12 protein-coding genes are annotated in these 17,530 nt (G+C 70.8%); 5 read left to right on the top strand and 7 right to left on the bottom strand.

The genetic code is table 11. From position 1 onward, the window contains the following. Together glnA and glnII are read left to right on the top strand one after the other, a co-directional pair. Positions 1-1,325: type I glutamate--ammonia ligase (gene glnA, locus KBI5_RS15120; RefSeq protein WP_116289929.1), on the top strand; the 1,325-nt coding region annotated here is incomplete at its 5' end. Positions 1,326-2,053: 728 nt separating this feature from the next. Next, entirely contained in the window at positions 2,054-3,115 is a 1,062-nt protein-coding gene (gene glnII / locus KBI5_RS15115) for a glutamine synthetase GlnII (protein ID WP_085015598.1), read from the top strand. Positions 3,116-3,222: 107 nt separating this feature from the next. Here the strand turns inward: glnII and KBI5_RS15110 are convergent, their stop codons facing one another. After that, the gene (locus KBI5_RS15110; RefSeq protein ID WP_085015597.1) at positions 3,223-6,426 is read right to left on the bottom strand and encodes a bifunctional [glutamine synthetase] adenylyltransferase/[glutamine synthetase]-adenylyl-L-tyrosine phosphorylase; all 3,204 of its coding nucleotides are present in this window, start codon (positions 6,424-6,426) and stop codon (positions 3,223-3,225) included. Further along, positions 6,423-7,781, bottom strand: a complete 1,359-nt coding sequence (locus KBI5_RS15105) for a glutamine synthetase family protein (protein ID WP_011437530.1) — start codon at positions 7,779-7,781, stop codon at positions 6,423-6,425. Before KBI5_RS15105 ends, KBI5_RS15110 begins: the two co-directional genes overlap by 4 nt. A 187-nt stretch (positions 7,782-7,968) precedes the next feature. Between KBI5_RS15105 and KBI5_RS15100 the strand changes: the two genes are divergently transcribed. After that, entirely contained in the window at positions 7,969-9,804 is a 1,836-nt protein-coding gene (locus KBI5_RS15100) for an NAD+ synthase (RefSeq protein WP_043591308.1), read from the top strand. Between the two features lie 32 nt (positions 9,805-9,836). On the opposite strand, the gene thrS is transcribed toward KBI5_RS15100, so the two are convergent. Both thrS and KBI5_RS15090 read right to left on the bottom strand, forming a co-directional pair. After that, complete coding sequence (thrS, locus tag KBI5_RS15095; RefSeq protein ID WP_085015596.1) at positions 9,837-11,819, bottom strand: threonine--tRNA ligase; 1,983 nt, start codon at positions 11,817-11,819, stop codon at positions 9,837-9,839. 190 nt (positions 11,820-12,009) lie between these two features. Next, positions 12,010-12,705 (bottom strand): TetR/AcrR family transcriptional regulator, encoded by a 696-nt coding sequence (locus KBI5_RS15090; protein WP_241882927.1) that lies wholly within the window; start codon positions 12,703-12,705, stop codon positions 12,010-12,012. Between the two features lie 350 nt (positions 12,706-13,055). On the opposite strand from KBI5_RS15090, the gene panB reads away from it, so the two are divergent. Beyond that, positions 13,056-13,946, top strand: coding sequence for a 3-methyl-2-oxobutanoate hydroxymethyltransferase (gene panB / locus KBI5_RS15085; RefSeq protein ID WP_011437534.1), 891 nt, complete (start codon positions 13,056-13,058; stop codon positions 13,944-13,946). A 33-nt stretch (positions 13,947-13,979) separates the two neighbouring features. Here panB and KBI5_RS15080 read toward each other — a convergent pair whose 3' ends face one another. Continuing rightward, positions 13,980-14,852 carry a helical backbone metal receptor gene (locus tag KBI5_RS15080; protein WP_116289928.1) on the bottom strand — a complete coding sequence of 291 codons (873 nt, stop codon included), beginning with the start codon at positions 14,850-14,852 and terminating at the stop codon, positions 13,980-13,982. Beyond that, positions 14,845-15,528, bottom strand: coding sequence for an NADPH-dependent F420 reductase (npdG, locus tag KBI5_RS15075; RefSeq protein ID WP_023841798.1), 684 nt, complete (start codon positions 15,526-15,528; stop codon positions 14,845-14,847). Before npdG ends, KBI5_RS15080 begins: the two co-directional genes overlap by 8 nt. Before the next feature lie 440 nt (positions 15,529-15,968). Between npdG and KBI5_RS15070 the strand changes: the two genes are divergently transcribed. After that, entirely contained in the window at positions 15,969-16,187 is a 219-nt protein-coding gene (locus KBI5_RS15070; RefSeq protein WP_085015595.1) for a hypothetical protein, read from the top strand. A 142-nt stretch (positions 16,188-16,329) separates the two neighbouring features. Here the strand turns inward: KBI5_RS15070 and KBI5_RS15065 are convergent, their stop codons facing one another. Continuing rightward, positions 16,330-17,391: a site-specific tyrosine recombinase XerD gene (locus KBI5_RS15065; RefSeq protein ID WP_085015594.1), complete on the bottom strand. Its 1,062-nt coding sequence runs from the start codon at positions 17,389-17,391 to the stop codon at positions 16,330-16,332. Positions 17,392-17,530 lie beyond the last annotated feature (139 nt).

Genomic DNA, 17,530 nt, shown 5'->3' with positions numbered 1-17,530 from the left:
GAATACCGATAAGACCAGCGTTGGAAGCCCGGCTCCCAGCGCCTTCCCGCATGCCCGGAACCAGCCCCTCCGCGGTCCAGCAATTCACTCCTCAGTCCGACATGCTGCTGCTACCGGACCCGCACACCGCTTTCGTGGACCCCTTCCGCGAGCACAAGACCCTCGCCATGACGTTCTTCATCCATGACCCGATCACCAAGGAACAGTACTCCCGGGACCCGCGCAACATCGCCAAGAAGGCGGAGGCCTATCTCCGGGGCACCGGCGTCGCGGACACCGCGTATTTCGGTCCGGAGGCGGAGTTCTACATCTTCGACGATGTCCGTTATGACTACAACCCCTACGGGTCGATGCACCAGGTCGACTCGGTCGAGGCCGCCTGGAACACCGCCCGGAAGGAAGAGGGCGGAAACCTCGGGTACAAGCCGAGGTTCAAGGGCGGCTACTTCCCGGTGCCGCCCACGGACCACTTCACCGACCTGCGTTCCGAGATGACCCGGGTGCTCTACGAGACGGGTATCACCGTCGAGATGCAGCACCACGAGGTCGGCACCGCGGGCCAGGCGGAGATCGACATCAGGTACGACACGCTCCTGAAGACCGCCGACAACCTGATGCTCTACAAGTACGTCATCCGCAACGTCGCCCGCGGCCGCGGCAAGACCGTCACCTTCATGCCGAAGCCGCTGTTCGAGGACAACGGATCCGGTATGCACGTCCACTCCAGCCTGTGGAAGGACGGGGAGCCACTCTTCTACAGCCCGAACGGGTACGGCGGTCTCTCGGACACCGCCCGCTACTACATCGGGGGGCTGCTGCACCACGCCCCGGCGCTGCTGGCCTTCACCAACCCCACCACGAACTCCTACCGTCGGCTCGTGCCCGGCTACGAGGCACCCGTCAACCTGGTCTACTCGGCCCGCAACCGGTCAGCGTGCTGCCGCATCCCGCTCAGCGGTGACTCGCCGAAGRCCAAGCGGGTCGAGTTCCGCGTGCCGGATCCGAGCTGCAACCCGTATCTCGCCTTCGCCGCGATTCTGATGGCGGGACTCGACGGCGTGCGGAACAAGATTGATCCGCCGGACCCGATCGACAAGGATCTCTACGACCTCCCGCCGGACGAGTTGGCCGCGGTTCCCCAGGTCCCGGGTTCGCTGGAGAAGGTGCTCGATGCGCTGGAGGCGGACAACGAGTTCCTGCGGGAGGGCGACGTCTTCACCGCGGATCTGATCGAGACCTGGCTGGACTACAAGCGGGTCAACGAGGTCGACGCCATCCGCCTGCGGCCGCATCCATACGAGTTCACCCTCTACTACGACATCTGACGCCCAGCCGTAAGGTTCCGGCCATTGACCCATCGCCGGGCCTCGGGCGATCCGGCGGGCACCGAGGCGGTGACCGCGACCGGGTCCCGGACAGGTGCGGCACCGGTGAACCGCGGGGGTCGGTCACGCTCTTGAGGCGGGGAGCCCTGATTGACCCCTGCGGTTCGTCTGGGCCTTCGCCGCGGCGCCAGAAGGCCTCTTCGAGCCGGGGACGCGTGCGGAAACCAGGTCCCGCCGCCACCTCCGGGCGGAGACCGGCCGAAGGTCCGCCGCTGTCCACCAAGCGCCGGCGAGCGCCGGAAAGATCGCGAACAGGAGATGCCCGGACCCTTTCCCGGGATACCAGGCGAAACCCCGAACCCACATTGAAAATTAGTATACCAATTCCCCGAGGCCCTACTTCGACGACGTCGGAGGCGGGCCTCACGTATATGCGGAACGGCGCGGTCCAGAATACCGGYCATCTCCCTCCGCCGCCCGCCGGGACACCACGACACAAAAGCGGAGTCGGGGACCCCGAAAATCCCGGACGGCARCCGGYCCCGATCGCCCAGAGMCAGCCTTTCGTGACATAGCAGAGACCAAAAATTAACAATCGCGGAACAGGAAGGTAACTGGGCACGACAAGGCTCCGGTCGAACCCTCCCGTCATTCGCGGCCTGGGTCGGCTGGCCMGGCCGATCACGAAGTCGCTCCGTAACGTGCAGGATCAACCACGGGGAGTATGAGTGAGTTATCAGGCCGAGTACATCTGGATCGACGGCACCGAGCCCGAGCCGCTGATGCGCAGCAAGACCCGCATCATCAGGGACGGTAAGGAACCGGAGATCTGGGGCTTCGACGGCTCGAGCAMCAACCAGGCGCCCGGATCGAACTCGGACTGCGTGCTGCGGCCCGTCTTCGTCACGCCCGACCCGCTGCGGGGTGGCGACAACCTCCTGGTGCTCTGCGAGGTCGAGCTGACCGACTTCACGCCGCACCCGACGAACACCCGGGCCGCCGCCCGGACCGTCGCCGAGAAGTACGCCGACATGACGCCGATGTTCGGCATCGAGCAGGAGTACACCTTCTTCAAGGACGGCCGTCCCTACGGCTGGCCGGAGGTCGGCTACCCCGCGCCGCAGGGACCGTACTACTGTGGCGTCGGCGGCTCGAAGATGCCCGGCCGCCAGATCGTCGAGAGGCACGCGCAGGCCTGCCTCGACGCCGGTCTCGCCATCGAGGGCACCAACGCCGAGGTCATGATGGGCCAGTGGGAGTTCCAGATCGGCGTGCTCCCCGCCCCGGCGATCGGCGACCAGATCTGGTTGGGCCGCTGGCTGCTCCACCGGATCGCCGAGGACTACGGCGTCGAGGTGTCGTTCGCCGCCAAGCCGATCCCGGGCGACTGGAACGGCGCCGGCGCGCACACCAACTTCTCCACCAGGCAGACGATGGAGGGCTGGGACGCCATCGTCGCCTGCTGCGAGGCGCTCGGCACCCGGGTGCTGGAGCACGTGACCCACTACGGTCACGGCATCCAGGACCGGCTGACCGGTAAGCACGAGACAGCTCCGTGGAACAAGTTCTCCTGGGGCGCCTCCGACCGCGGCGCGTCGATCCGCATTCCGTGGGCTGTCGAGAAGGCCAAGAAGGGCTGGCTGGAAGACCGCCGCCCGAACGCGAACATGGACCCGTACCTGGTCTCCGCGCTCATGATCGACACCTGCTGCAGCGCCTTGGCCGGCGACAAGCCGACGCTGTTCGTGCCGTCCCAGACCACCCCGACCCCGGCCGAGGCGACCGTCTGACGAACGGTCACCATCCCGGAGTACAGGCGGCCGTGGCGGTGCTCCCGACGACACGACCGCCTGCCGCCCGGTCTTACGGTGGCGCGGTTCCGGCACCACCGGACGTACTAGCCGAAATCCGCGGTCCGCTCGCGCGCGAACACCTCCTCGACGACGGCGCGGGCCAGCGCCGCCGACCGGCGGTGCTCGGCGACGAGCTCGCCGGCCCGGTCGGAGGGGTATCCCGCCGCGCTCGCCATCGCCTCCAGACCGGGCGGGCGGTCGGGGACGACGTCCGGACGCGGCCAGCCGGCCAGCGTGCTCGCGTTGCGGATGYGGGAGGCGGACATCCAGGCCGCGCGCAGGATCTCCGCCTCGCTCGCGTCGAGCAGACCGGCGACGACCGCGGCCCCCAGGCCTTCGAGCGTCGACGTCGTGCGCAGCGTGGGAATCTGCCGGCCGTGGCGCAACTGGAGGATCTGCACCGCCCATTCCACGTCGGTCAGCCCCCCGGGGCCGAACTTCAGGTGCAGCGTACGATCGACTCCCCGTGGGATCCGTTCCCGCTCCATCCGCCCGCGCAGGCGGATGATCTCGTCCAGGGCGCCCGCGGGAAGCGTGGTCGGGTAACGCACCATGTCCGCCAGCCGGCAGAACCGGTAGGCGAGCCCGGGATCACCGGCCAGGGGCTCCGCCCGCAGCAGCGCCTGCGACTCCCACTCCTGCGACCACCGTTGGTAGTAGGCCGCGTACGCCTCCAGCGTGCGCGAGGCCRGGCCGCTGCGCCCCTCCGGACGCAGCGCCGTGTCCAGGCGCAGCGCCGGATCGGGTCCGGGAACGGCCAGCAGCCGGTGCAGCTCACCGACCACCTCGGCGACGGCCCTGCTCGCCCGGTCCGCCGACGCTCCTGGCCTGGCCTCGTGCACGAACAGCACGTCGGCGTCGCTGCCGTAGGACATCTCCGCGCCGCCGAGCCGGCCCATCGCGATCATCGAGATCCGCGCCGGCAACGACTCCGGGTCACCTCCGGCGACCCTGCGCTCGGCGACGAGCAGGGACGCGGCAATGGTGGCGGCCGCGGCGTCCGCCAGCGCCCGGCCCACGGCTGCGACGTCCTGCAGGCCGAGCAGGTCCGCGCAGGCGACCCGGACCAGTTCGACGCGGCGCACCGCCCGGGCCCGCCCGACGGCCTCCTCCCAGTCGGGGTTGCGGTGGGCGATCGCCACCATGGTCCGGACCAGTGCCTCCCGCGGCACCGGGACGAGATCGTCCTCGGTGCGCAGCAGCCGCACCGACTCCGGCGCACGGGCCATCAGGTCCGCCACGTACCGGCTGGTCGCGAGCACCCGGGCGAGCCGGTACGCGGCGCCGGCAGAGTCCCGCAGCAGCCGCATATACCACGGGGTACGCCCGAGTGCCTCGCTGACCCGCCGATAGGCCAGCAGCCCGGCGTCGGGATCGGGGGCGTCGGCGAAGGTGGGCAGCATCGTCGGCAACAGGTGGCGTTGGATCGCGGCCGTCCGGCTCACCCCGCTGGTCAGCGCCTCGATATGGCGCAACGACCGGTCCGGCGCGGCGAAGCCGAGCGCGGCCAGCCGGTCGGCCGCCTCCTGGGGGGTGAGGCGGATCTCCTCCGTCGACAGGCGGGCGACCGCCTCCAGCAACGGCTGGTAGAAGAGCTTCTCGTGCAGCGATCGGACGGATCGGACCACCCGAGCGTGGGCCTCCTCGAACGCCTCCGCCGTGCGCAACCCCATCGACCGGGCCAGCCAGCGCAGCTCGGTGGAATCCCGGGGCAGCGTGTGCACCCGGCGCAGCCGTTGCAGCTGAAGGCGGTGCTCGGCGTTACGGAGAAAACGGTAGGCGTCGGCGAGCCCGGCCGCGTCGCGCCGACCGACGTAGCCGCCGCGGGCCAGACCGTCGATGGCGCCCAGGGTGGAGGCGACCCGCAGCTTGGCATCCACCCGGCCGTGGACGAGTTGCAGCAGCTGGACGGCGAACTCGACGTCGCGCAGGCCGCCCGGGCCCAGCTTGAGATTGCGCTCCGCCTCCGCGCGGGACAGTGTCGACTCCACCCTGCGCCGCATCGCCCGCACGTCGGCCACGAAGCCGGGACGGGAGGCCGCCGTCCACACCATGGGCGCGACCATCGCGCAGAACTCGGCGCCCAACGCCAGGTCTCCCGCGATCGGGCGGGCCTTGAGTAACGCCTGGAACTCCCAGGTCCGGGCCCAGCGACGGTAGTAGGCGTGGTGGCTGGCGAGCGTGCGGACCAGGGCACCGTCCCGGCCCTCCGGGCGAAGCCCCACATCGACCTGGAACAGCGCACCGGCAGCGGTGACGGTGCCGGCGGCCCGGACCAGCCCCTCCGCCAGCCGCGTCGCCGCCGTCAGTACCGCCGGCCCGGCCGGTTCCGCCCCGCTCTTCCCCCCGTTCGCCGTACCGTTCGCCGCATCGCGCGGTGCCGTCGGCTCGGCGACGAACACAACATCGACGTCGCTGACGTAGTTCAGTTCCCGTCCGCCGCACTTGCCCATGCCGATCACGGCGAGCCGGACCGGGGGCAGCCGCGGGTCGAGCCCGGCACGGGCGACCGCCAGCGCCGCGTCCAGCGCGAATCCTGCCAGATCGGCGAGTTCGGCCGTGGCCTCGTCGAGTGGCACCGCGCCGGTCAGGTCCCGCGCCGCGAGGACCAGCAGCGCCCTGCGGTACGCGATCCGCAGGGCGTCGAGGATCTGGGGACCGTCGCCCGCCGCCCGGGGCGCCGGATCGTCCTGATCCGCGCCGACCGCGCGCAGCAGACCCGCCCGCACGCTCGCCGCATCCGGCGGGGTGGTGACCACCTCGTCGGCTTCCAGGATGCGCCAGTCCGCCGGATGGCGGGCAAGATGATCGCCAAGCGCGATGCTCGCGCCGAGCACGGCGGCGAGCCGGTCCCGCAGCCCCTCGTGGCGGGCCAGCGCGCCGACGAGGGCCGCGCCCCCGGCCGGGCCGAGGGCGTCCACGAGCCGGTCCAGCGCGGCGAGAGCCCGGTCCGGATCGGCCGCGGCCGCCAGCGAGCCGGCCACGACATTGGCCTCGAGCCGTTCCTCGCGCACGATTCCCACGGTGGCGGGACCGGGCAGGACATCCCTGCCGGCGGTGGGCGGCTGGACGGCCGGAGTGAGCAGGCCGAGGCGGCGCATCGTCGTCTCGACCCGGTCGACGTCGGTGAAGCCGAGCCGCGCGAGCTGCGCGGCGACCGAACTCCCCCGCGGATGGGCCGGGACCGATCCCGCCCCGACTGGTCCCGGCCCGACCGTGGGGGGCCGGGTGCCGGTCCGCCCGGTCATAGCACCGGCAGGTACCGGTCGATCTCGAACGGGGTCACCTGCCGACGGTATTCCAGCCACTCGGCCCGCTTGTTCCGCAGGAAGAAGTCGAACAACTCGTCGCCGAGGGTCTCCCGCACAAGCGCGGAATGCTCCATCACCTTGACCGCCTCGGCGAGCGAGCCGGGCAGGGCGGTGATCCCGCGCTCACGGCGCTGCGTGTCGGTGAGCGTCCAGACATCGTCCGCCGAAGCCGGTGGCAGCTCATAACCGCCCTGGACACCCCGCAGGCCGGCTGCCAGCACCAGGGCGAAGGTGAGATACGGGTTGCACGCGCTGTCCGGCAGCCGGAACTCCACCCGGGTGGCGTTGGATTTGTGGAGCTTGTAGAGCGGAACCCGCACGAGCGCCGAACGGTTGTTGTGGCCCCAGCACACATAGGCCGGCGCCTCCAGCACCTCGCCGACCCGCTGGTCGCCGATGAGCCGCTTGTAGGAGTTCACCCACTGGTTGGTCACCGCGGTGATTTCGGCGGCGTGCGCGAGGAGCCCGGCGATGAAGGCCTTCGCCACCTTGGACAGCTGATAGTCGTCGGTCGGGTCGTGAAAGGCGTTACGGTCGCCCTCGAAAAGGCTCAGATGGGTGTGCATCCCCGACCCGGCCTGGTTACCGAACGGCTTGGGCATGAAGGTGGCGTAAATACCCTGCCGCAACGCCACCTCCCTGACCACCTGGCGGAAGGTCATGATGTTGTCGGCGATGGTGAGGGCGTCGGCGTAGCGAAGATCGATCTCCTGCTGGCCGGGGGCCACCTCGTGGTGGCTGAACTCCACCGAGATGCCCAGCCGTTCGAGCATGCTGATGGCCTGTTGCCGGAAATCATGGCTGATGTCATTGGGGGTCAGGTCGAAGTAGCCTGATTCGTCCACCGGCGGGGGCACCGGGCCACCCCGCTTCGGCGGCTCCCTGAGCAGGAAGAACTCGATCTCCGGATGGGTGTAGAACGTGAACCCCGCGTCGGCCGCCCTGGCCAGCGCGCTCCGCAGCACCCAGCGCGAGTCGGCGGCGGCGGGCGTGCCGTCCGGCATCACGAGGTCGCAGAACATCCGGGCCGTAAGCGGATGTTCACCGCGCCAGGGAAGCACCTGGAAGGTGGAGGGGTCGGGCCGGGCCAGCATGTCGGCCTCGTGTACCCGCGCAAAGCCCTCAATGGCGGATCCGTCGAAACCGATACCCTCCGCCAGCGCCCCCTCCAGCTCCGCGGGGGCGATCTCCACCGACTTCAGGTACCCGAGTACGTCGGTGAACCAGAGCCGAACGAAGCGGATGTCCCGCTCCTCCAGAGTCCGGAGAACGAACTCCTGCTGTTTGTCCATAGTGCCTCCGCGCTGAGGATGTGGACTCGACGATACGGGCCACCCGATGTGCTTATCCCGACCCTAGCGACTACATCCGTTCATCGCCGTGATGTTGCCTGGTAGCAACCCGTCCGCCAACGGCGTGTTACCTACCCTCCCGACACGGGACCTAACGGCCCACGCCGCGACCACCTACGCTGCAACCATGGCCCAGCTGCGGATCGCCCTCGCCCAGGTGGACACGACCGTCGGGGACCTCGCCGGTAACGCCGACCTGGTCAGCACCTGGACGAAACGGGCCGTCGCCGACGGCGCTCATCTGATCGCCTTCGGTGAACTCACGTTGACCGGCTATCCGCCGGAGGACCTCGTCCTGCGCCGCTCCTTCGTCGCCGCGAGCCAGCGGGCGCTGGTAGCTCTGGCCCGCCGGCTGGCCGAGGAGGGGTGTGGCGAGATCGCCGTCGTCGTCGGCTACCTCGACGCATCCGCGCAACCCGCGCCGAATGTGGGACGCCCGGCCGGTGAACCGCAGAACGCCGCCGCGGTGCTCTGGGGCGGCGAGGTCGTCGCACGTTACGCCAAGCATCACCTGCCGAACTACGGCGTCTTCGACGAGTTCCGCTACTTCGTGCCCGGCATGGCCTTTCCGGTGCTGCGGCTGCACGGGATCGACGTGGGCCTGACGATCTGCGAGGACCTGTGGCAGCAGGGCGGGCCGATCACCGTGGCCCGCCGGTCCGGGGTCGGCCTCGTCCTGTGCATCAACGGCTCCCCTTACGAGCAGGGGAAGTCCTTCCAGCGCGACGCCCTGTGTGCCGAGCGCGCCCGGGAGGCCGCGGCCGCCCTGGCCTACGTCAACCTTGTCGGCGGGCAGGACGAGCTGGTCTTCGACGGGGACTCCCTCGTCGTCGACGCCGCGGGGGAACTCGTCGCGCGGGCGCCGGTCTTCAGCGAGGCGCTGCTGATCACCGACCTGGACCTGCCCGCGGCCGGTTCCGGCCCGGCGCGGGCGGTGTCCGGGGCCGTTGACGCCGGGGCCGTTGACGCCGGGGCCGTTGACGCCGGGGCCGTTGACGCCGAGGACGGCACGACGATGACGGTGACGCGCACGGTACTGGCCGCCGAGCCGCTGGCACCGTTCGCCCCCCTGCCGCCGGTCGTCGCCGACCGCCCCGAGCCCGCCGGGGAGCTGTACACCGCGCTGGTCACCGCCACCCGCGACTACATCCGTAAGAACGGCTTCTCCTCGGTGGCGCTCGGGCTGTCCGGCGGTATCGACTCCGCGCTCGTCGCGACCATCGCGGTCGACGCGATCGGCGCCGACGCCGTCCACACTGTCGCCCTGCCCTCGGGCTACTCGTCGGGGCATTCGGTGACCGACGCCGCCGAACTCGCCCGCCGCCAGGGCACGCGGCACGCCGTGGTGCCCATCGAGCCGATCGCCGCCGCGTTCCGCGCCGCCGCCGCCGCCCTCGGCGGGTTGCACGGCCTCGCGGACGAGAACCTGCAGGCCCGGGTACGCGGAACGCTGCTCATGGCGTTGTCGAACCAGCATGGGCACCTGATCCTCACCACCGGCAACAAAAGCGAGCTGGCAACGGGGTTCTCCACCCTCTACGGAGACAGCGCCGGCGGCTACGCCCCCATCAAGGACGTCTCGAAGACCCGCGTCTGGGGGCTGGCGCGCTGGCGCAACGCCGCCGCGGAGAAGCGTGGCGAGGTGCCACCCATTCCCGAGGAGATCATCGTCAAGGCGCCGTCCGCCGAGCTCGCCCCGGGTCAGCTCGACTCCGACCGGCTGCCCGACTACGGCATCCTCGATCCCGTCCTGGACGACTACGTCAGCCACGACCGGGGCCGGGCCGAGCTGATCGCGGCCGGGCACGATCCGGCCGTGGTGGACAAGGTGATCCGGCTCGTCGACCTCGCCGAGTACAAGCGCCGCCAGAACCCGCCCGGGCCGAAGGTGACCTCCAAGGCGTTCGGCCGCGACCGCCGACTGCCGATCACCTCCCGCTGGCGCGAGAACCCGCCGGCCTGACCAGCCGCGCGGGCCGGGGCCAGCCGCGCGGCTCAGACCTGGCGGCGGCGCTCCACCGCGTCGAGGATCTCCGCGACGGCCTCGTCCACCGGCACGCCATTACGCTGCGTCCCGTCTCGAAAACGGAACGACACCGCACCCTGGGCGACATCGGAATCTCCGGCCAGCAGCATGAACGGCACCTTCTGCTTCTGCGCCGTACGGATCTTCTTCTGCATCCGGTCGTCGGAGGAGTCGACCTCCACCCGAAGGCCGTGTGCGGCGAGCCGCCGGGCGACCTCGTCCAGGTACGGCACGTGCTCGTCGGTGATCGGGATGCCGACCACCTGCACCGGCGCGAGYCACGGCGGCAGTGCCCCGGCATAGTGCTCCAGCAGGATGGCGAAGAACCGCTCGATGGTGCCGAACAACGCCCGATGGATCATGAACGGCCGCTGCCGGGTCCCGTCCGCGGCCTGGTACTCCAGGCCGAAGCGCCGCGGCAGCTGGAAGTCCACCTGGATGGTGGACAGCTGCCAGGTCCGGCCGATGGCGTCACGGGCCTGCACGGAGATCTTCGGCCCGTAGAAGGCACCGCCGCCCGGGTCCATCACCAGTTCCAGGTCCTGCTTCTGCGCGGCCTCCCGCAGCAGTTCGGTGGCCTGCGCCCACTCCTCGTCGGTGCCGACGGCCTTGCCCGCCGGCCGGGTCGACAGCTCCAGGTAGAAGTCGGTCAGCCCGAAGTCGCGCAGCAGCCCGAGCACGAACGTCAGCACGCTGTCGAGCTCGGCGGGTAGCTGCTCACGGGCGCAGAACAGGTGCGCGTCGTCCTGGGTGAGCCCGCGCACCCGGGTCAGGCCATGGACCACGCCGGACTTCTCGTAGCGGTAGACCGTGCCGAACTCGAACAGCCGCAGCGGCAGCTCCCGGTACGACCGGCCCCGCGACCGGAAGATCAGGATATGCATCGGGCAGTTCATCGGCTTGAGGTAGTAGTCGGTGCCGCCGTCGAGCTGCATGGGCGGGTACATGCCCTCGGCGAACCAGTCCAGGTGCCCGGAGATCTGGTAGAGCTCCGACTTGGTGATGTGCGGGGTGTTGACGAACGAGTACCCGGCCTCGATGTGCCGGCGCCGCGAGTAGTCCTCCATCGCGGTGCGGATCGCGCCGCCCCTGGGGTGGAAGACCGCCAGCCCCGGGCCGATCTCGGTCGGGAACGAGAACAGGTCAAGCTCCGCGCCGAGCTTGCGGTGATCGCGCTTCTCGGCCTCGGCCAGCCTGGTCTGGTAGGCCTTGAGCGCGTCGCGCGACTCCCACGCGGTGCCGTAGATGCGCTGCAGCTGCGGGTTCTTCTCGCTCCCCCGCCAGTAGGCCGCGGCGGAACGCAGGATCGCGAAGGCCGGGATGGCCCGGGTGGTGGGCACGTGCGGCCCGCGGCAGAGGTCCTTCCAGCACAGCTCGCCGGTCTTCGCGTCGAGGTTGTCGTAGATGGTCAGCTCGCCCGCCCCGACCTCGACACTCGCCTCGGCGTCGTCGGCCGCCGTGTCACTCGACTTCAGCCCGATCAACTCGATCTTGTACGGTTCGTCAGCGAGCTCCGCGCGGGCCTCGGGCTCGGTGACGACCCGCCGGGAGAAGCGCTGGCCGGCCCTGATGATCGCCTGCGCCCTCTTCTCGATGGCCCTGAGGTCGTCCGGGGTGAACGGGGACTCGACGTCGAAGTCGTAGTAGAAACCGTCGTCGATGGGCGGCCCGATGCCCAGGCGTGCCTTCGGGAAGAGCTCCTGGACCGCCTGGGCGACGACGTGCGCGGTGGAGTGCCGGACGATCGCCCGCCCGGCCGGCGAGTCGATCATGATCGGCTCGACGACGACCCCGTCGGCGAGAACATGAGCGAGATCACGCTGCTGACCGTCAACCAGAGCCGCGATCACGTTCCGGTCGTCGGCGAACAGCTCGGCGGCCGTCGTCCCGGTCGGCACCACCCGCGGATCGCTGCGCTGGGCGTGCTGAACGGTAACGCGGACGTCGGACACCGAATCTCTCCTGTTGCGCTGGGAACACGRATGCGGGGATCGCGTCGCCGGTGCGTCGCCGGCCGGCAGGCGGCCCCGCGGCGGGCCTTCCTGGCCCGTTCGCGATGCTACTCGCGGACGCATGGTGCCCCCGGCGAGCGGGATGCTCAGCGTGACGGGTGCGGCTCAGCGTGACGAGCGTGGCTCAGCGTCACGCGGGCGCCTCCGCCGTCGGCCGCGCACCCTGCCGGCAGCGGATGCCACCGAGGATGGTGTCGACGATCTTCGCGATCCGCGTTCCGCTCACCTCGCAGTCACCACTCATGTACTGCCGATAGGCGACCGGCCCGACCAGCATGTCGACGACGAGGTCGACGTCGACGTCCGCGGCGAGTTCCCCCGATTCGATGCCGCGCCGGAGCATGGCGGCCGCTTTCTCCCGCGACGGCTCGATCACCTTCTGCGAGTAGGTGGCGAACAACTCCGGGTGCGTGCTCCGCTCGGCGACGAGCTTCGGCATGATCCGCCCGGACAACGACTGGAGGTTGTGCCGGCGCAGCGCGTTCAGCCAGGCCACCAGGTCGTCGCGCAGGGAGCCGGTCTCGACCGCGTCGAGGCTGTCGGCCAGGGTGTCCAACGCGTCCCCGATCAGGGCGTCCTTCGTTGGCCACCGGCGATAGACCGTCGYCTTGCCGACCCCGGCGCTGGTCGCCACCGCCTCCATCGACAGGCTCGCGAAGCCGACCGTCGCGAGCTCGTGCAGCGCGGCATCGATGATCGCCTCATCGCAGCGGGTGTCCCTCGGACGACCGGGAGCRCGGGAGACGCGGACCCCGGAGGGCACCCGGTCGGACGGTCGCCGAGGATGCGCAGCGCGCACGTCCCGGGTGGCCATCAGGCGGGACACCGGCCTGATCCCCCGCCCGCTCCGTCGCCGCCGTGCCGATGCATCCGCATGGAAAGGCCACCCGCCACCTTGATCGCGCCGCACGTTCTCGCCGCACTTCAAGATCAGCATACGTCCCAGCCGGTCAAGACGCATCCGTTTGCCATGGCAGCGGCGTGGCGTGCGTCGCGTTCCACCCCGATCGGGCCACGGTCCACCACGAAACCACCGCCCGAACGCCCCAGCCCGAACAGCCACCTCGGGGCTGGGTGGATCTGCTCCACCACGGGCTCTCCGCGTGGCGGCCGTTGGTGGCAGCATGAGGGGGACGCCGGGACGCCCAGCGCCCGGACGGACGTACAGGAGCGCTCATGGATGCTTCAGACACACCCACCCACCCGGCGCCCCACCCGGCGGACCCGGCGGCGACGCCCTACGGCGCGCCGACCACGCCGCCGCGGCCACTCCGGTCCCGTTTCACAGTGCGCGACGTCGCCGCGGCGAAGAACCGGGGCGAGAAGTGGTCGATGCTGACCGCGTACGACGCCACCACCGCCGCCGTCTTCGACGAGGCGGAGATCCCCGTCCTGCTGGTCGGGGACTCGGCCGCCAACGTCGTCTACGGCTACGACACGACCGTGCCGATCACCGTCGATGAGCTGCTGCCGCTGGTCCGGGCGGTGGTCCGCGGAGCACCGCACGCGATGGTCGTCGCCGATCTGCCCTTCGGGTCGTACCAGGGGGGGCCTGCCGAGGCACTGGCGAGCGCTACCCGCTTCCTCAAGGAGGGCGGGGCGCACGCGGTGAAACTCGAGGGCGGTTCCCGGGTGGTCCGGGCGGTGGACGCCCTGGTCGGCGCCGGCATCCCCGTTATCGGGCATCTGGGGCTGACCCCGCAGAGCATCCACACCATCGGGGGCTACCGGGTCCAGGGCCGCGACGAGGCCGGCGAGATCCTGCTGGCCGACGCGCTGGCGCTCGAGGCGGCCGGCGCGTTCGCGGTCGTGCTCGAGGTGGTTCCCGCCGATCTGGCCACCCGGGTGACGAAGGAGTTGCGCATCGCCACCGTGGGTATCGGAGCCGGCTCGGGATGCGATGCCCAGGTGCTGGTCTGGCAGGACATGGCCGGGCTGAGCGGCGGCCGCACGCCACGGTTCGTCAAGCGGTACGCGGATCTGCGCACGATTCTCGCGGACGCCGCCCGAGCCTACCGCGCGGACGTCCGGGACGGCAGGTACCCGACGATCGAGCACAGCTACTGATCAGTCACCCGGCCGGCGGTGCCGGCGGCGCTGTCACCCCGGTCCATCGCCGGTCCGGGCCAGCGCCGCCGCGAGCACGGACCACGCATCGACCAGGGACGGGCCGTACCAGGTCAGCAGGCGGCCGGACACGCAGACCGCGGGCGCGCTGAAGGTCTCGGGCCCGTCCGACGGGCTGAAGGGGTACGGCTCGTCGGGCAGGACCACCAGGTCATGGGGCGGGACGGCCGCGGGATCGATCCGAGGGTAGCGGTCCGGCGAGTCCGCCAGCACGTTGTCGACCCCCAGTCGGCGCAGCACGTCGCCGGTGAAGGTGTCCCGGCCGACCGCCATCCACGGCCGGCGCCAGATCGGCACCAACGCCCGCCGTCGCGGTCCGGCGGCCGGCACGGCCCAGGCCTGCCGGGCGACGTCGAGCCAGCCGGGACGAGCCAACCCGCAGGCCAGGCGCAGCATCCGGTCCAGGCTCACCAGAGCCTGATCGACCGTGGTGGGGGCGGTGACCCACACGGCGAACCCGGCCYGGCGCAGCGCGGCGAGGTCGGGTTCCCTGTTCTCCTCGGCGTTCGCGCAGACCAGGTCCGGGGCCAGGGAGACGATGGTGTCGAGGTCGGGGTTCTTCGTCCCCCGGACCCGAGCGACGGCCAGCCCCGCGGGATGGCTGCACCAGTCGGTGGCACCCACCAGCAGACCGGGCGCGGTGACGGCGATCGACTCGGTGAGGCTGGGAACGAGCGAGACGATCCGTTCCACCCGCGCCGGAACCGCCACCGGGTGGCCCAGGTCGTCCCGGGGGGCCGTCCCCGCCTCTCCTTCCCGCCCATTCGCCACCGCGGCCACATCCAAACGGGCCACATCCAAACGGGCCACGTCCGGACGTAGCCCGTCCGGACGCCGCTCAGACATCGGTGACCCGCAGGCCGGCGTGTGACTTGTACCGGCGATTGACCGAGATCAGGTTCGCGGTCAACGCCTCGACCTGACCGGCGTTGCGCAACGCGCCGGCGTAGATGCCCCGCATGCCGGGAATGCGCTCGGCGAGCGCGGCCACCAGATCGGTGGCGGCCCGATCGTCGCCGAGGACCAGGACGTCCGTGTCGATCTTCGTGACCGCGTCATCGGCCAGCAGCACCGCGGAGACGTGGTGGAAGGCCGCCACGATGGTGCTGTCCGGCAGGACGGCGGCCGCCTGCTGCGCGGCGCTGCCCTCGGGCACCGCGAGCGCGAAGGCACCCCCCTTGTCGAAGCCGAGGGGGTTGACGCAGTCGATCACGATCTTCCCGGCCAATGGCTCCCGCAGGGCGGCCAGGGTCTGGCGATGGCCCTCCCAGGGAACCGCGATGATGACGACATCGGCGCGCTCGGCGACCGTGGCGTTGCCCGCGCCCTCGATGCGCAGGCCGGGGCGCGCGAGCGCGGCCGCGGCCTGCTGGCCGCGTTCGGTCGAGCGGGACCCGATCAGTACGAGATGGCCGGCGGCGGCGAACCGCAGGCCGAGGCCCCCGCCCTGCGGACCCGAGCCGCCGAGGATACCGATGGTCAGCGCGGGGACGTCCGGCCGGACGCGGTCAGTCGAAGCCACCCTGCCATCCTGCCCGATCCGGGCTTTGGCCGCCCGGCTGCGTGACACCCGTGAAAGCGTTCCCAGAACGGTGGGAACCAACCCGTTCACCCTCCGACATGACGATGCATGACAAGTACACCCCCTTGCGGACAGCTCCTTGCAATGAGGGACTATGCAGAGACAACGGGACAGCTACGTGCCCGATTTTTCCGAGCTCGCCCCCCGCGGGGAGATCCGGATCGACCGGGTCCATACACGTCGCCACCGGCAGAGGAGCAGCCCACGTGACTGACAGCTACAGCTCTTGGACCGCGACACTTGGTGAGCGAGTAGACACGAAAAGCGAAACCGCCGGTACTTCCAGGAACCCCGCGCGCGCATTGGTCTCAGATGGGCCGTACCGTTCCGTTTCACACACATCGAGCAGATCTTCGGAGTCAGGCGAGAGAGGTCGAGCAATGGCGGACGTGTCGGTTCGCTTCGCGATGACAAACGACAGCGAAGTGGTGCTGAACCTGTCGCTGCCGCAGGCACTGCGCCTGATGGAAGYGATCGCCCGCAAGGTGGGCGAAACCCTGGCCGAGCGCAGCACGCAGACGGTCGGCGGTGTCGGCGGTGTTCCCGCCTCGGCCCCTTCCAACGGGATGCCCAGCCTGGGGCCGTACACCCCATCCTGAGCATCCACGTGCCGCGCCGGTCCACCTGTCCCCACGCGACGGCATCGCGCCACTTGGCGCGTTCTCACGGGGACAGTCCCGGGTGGACATCCGCCCGGGACACCGACCATCGCTCAGAACCGGGGCGGTGCCCCGGCGAAACTCACGGGTCCGTCATGCACGGGCCCGTCACGCACCGGTCCGTCCGCGGGCCCCAGGTCCGGGAGTGGTGACCGATCGAGCCCAGGGCCGCGCCCAAGGCGCGTGGATGCGAGGCCGCGTACACCTCGCGAAGCCGGTCCACCGTCACCAGGGTGTAGATCTGGGTGGTACTGACCGAGGCGTGTCCCAGCAGCTCCTGCACCACCCGGACGTCGGCGCCGCCGTCGAGCAGGTGGGTGGCGAAGGAATGGCGCAGCACATGGGGTGAGACCCCCTCCACACCGGCCGCGAGCGCCGCCGTACGCAGCACCGACCACGCGCTCTGCCGGGACAGGCGATTACCGCGGCGGGACAGGAAGACCGCGGGCCCCGAGCGGGGGGCGACCAGCGTCGGCCGCCCCACCCGCAGGTAGTCGGCCACCGCGGCGATGGCGTACCGACCGAGCGGGACGATCCGGTCACGTCCGCCCTTGCCATGCAGGCGCACGGAGGCGGCCTCCAGATCGAGATCGTCGACGTCGAGACCGACGGCCTCCGAGATCCGGGCCCCGGTGCCGTAGAGAAGCTCCAGCAACGCGGTCGCTCGCAGACGACGGACGGCCTCGGCCGGTTCCACCGGCTGCGGTCTCCCGGACGGCGGCGGGGATCCCGGCGGGGGCGCACCCGCGGCCGCGGCGAGGACGGCCACCACCTGGTCGATGCTCAGGGCCTTCGGTAGCCGCCGGGGAGGCGTCGGCGGTCGAACCGGCCGGGACACGTCCTCGGGGACGTCACCCTCGTCGGCCGCGAAGCGGTGCAGCGACCGGACGGCGACCAGCATCCTCGCGACCGACGCCGCGGCAAGCGGCGGGTGCGTGTCGTCACCGGTGCGCAGCACGGCGGCGAATCCGGCAACCTCCGCCTCACCGACCGCGTCCAACGAGGGCAGACCGCATGCGGAGAGATGATCACAATAGCGGCGCAGGTCGCGACGGTAGGCGAGTACCGAGTTGCGCGCGAGTCCGCGTTCGCCCTCCAGATGGTGGAGATAGCGCTCGATGACGCCGGCAGGCGTGCCACGCAGCTGGGACAGCTGGGACCCGGCTCGATGATCCRCAGGCCGGGGCGGGTCGTCCGGGCCAGCCAGGTCGTCCGGGCCAGCCAGGTCGTCCGGCCCAGCCAGGTCGTCCGGGCCGGGCCGAGGTGCCGACGGACGATGATCC

This window comes from Frankia sp. KB5, assembly GCF_002099325.1.
Lineage (GTDB): Bacteria > Actinomycetota > Actinomycetes > Frankiales > Frankiaceae > Frankia > Frankia casuarinae.
The sequence above is the reverse complement of the archived record's forward strand: the minus strand, read 5'-3'. Positions and strand labels throughout refer to the sequence as shown.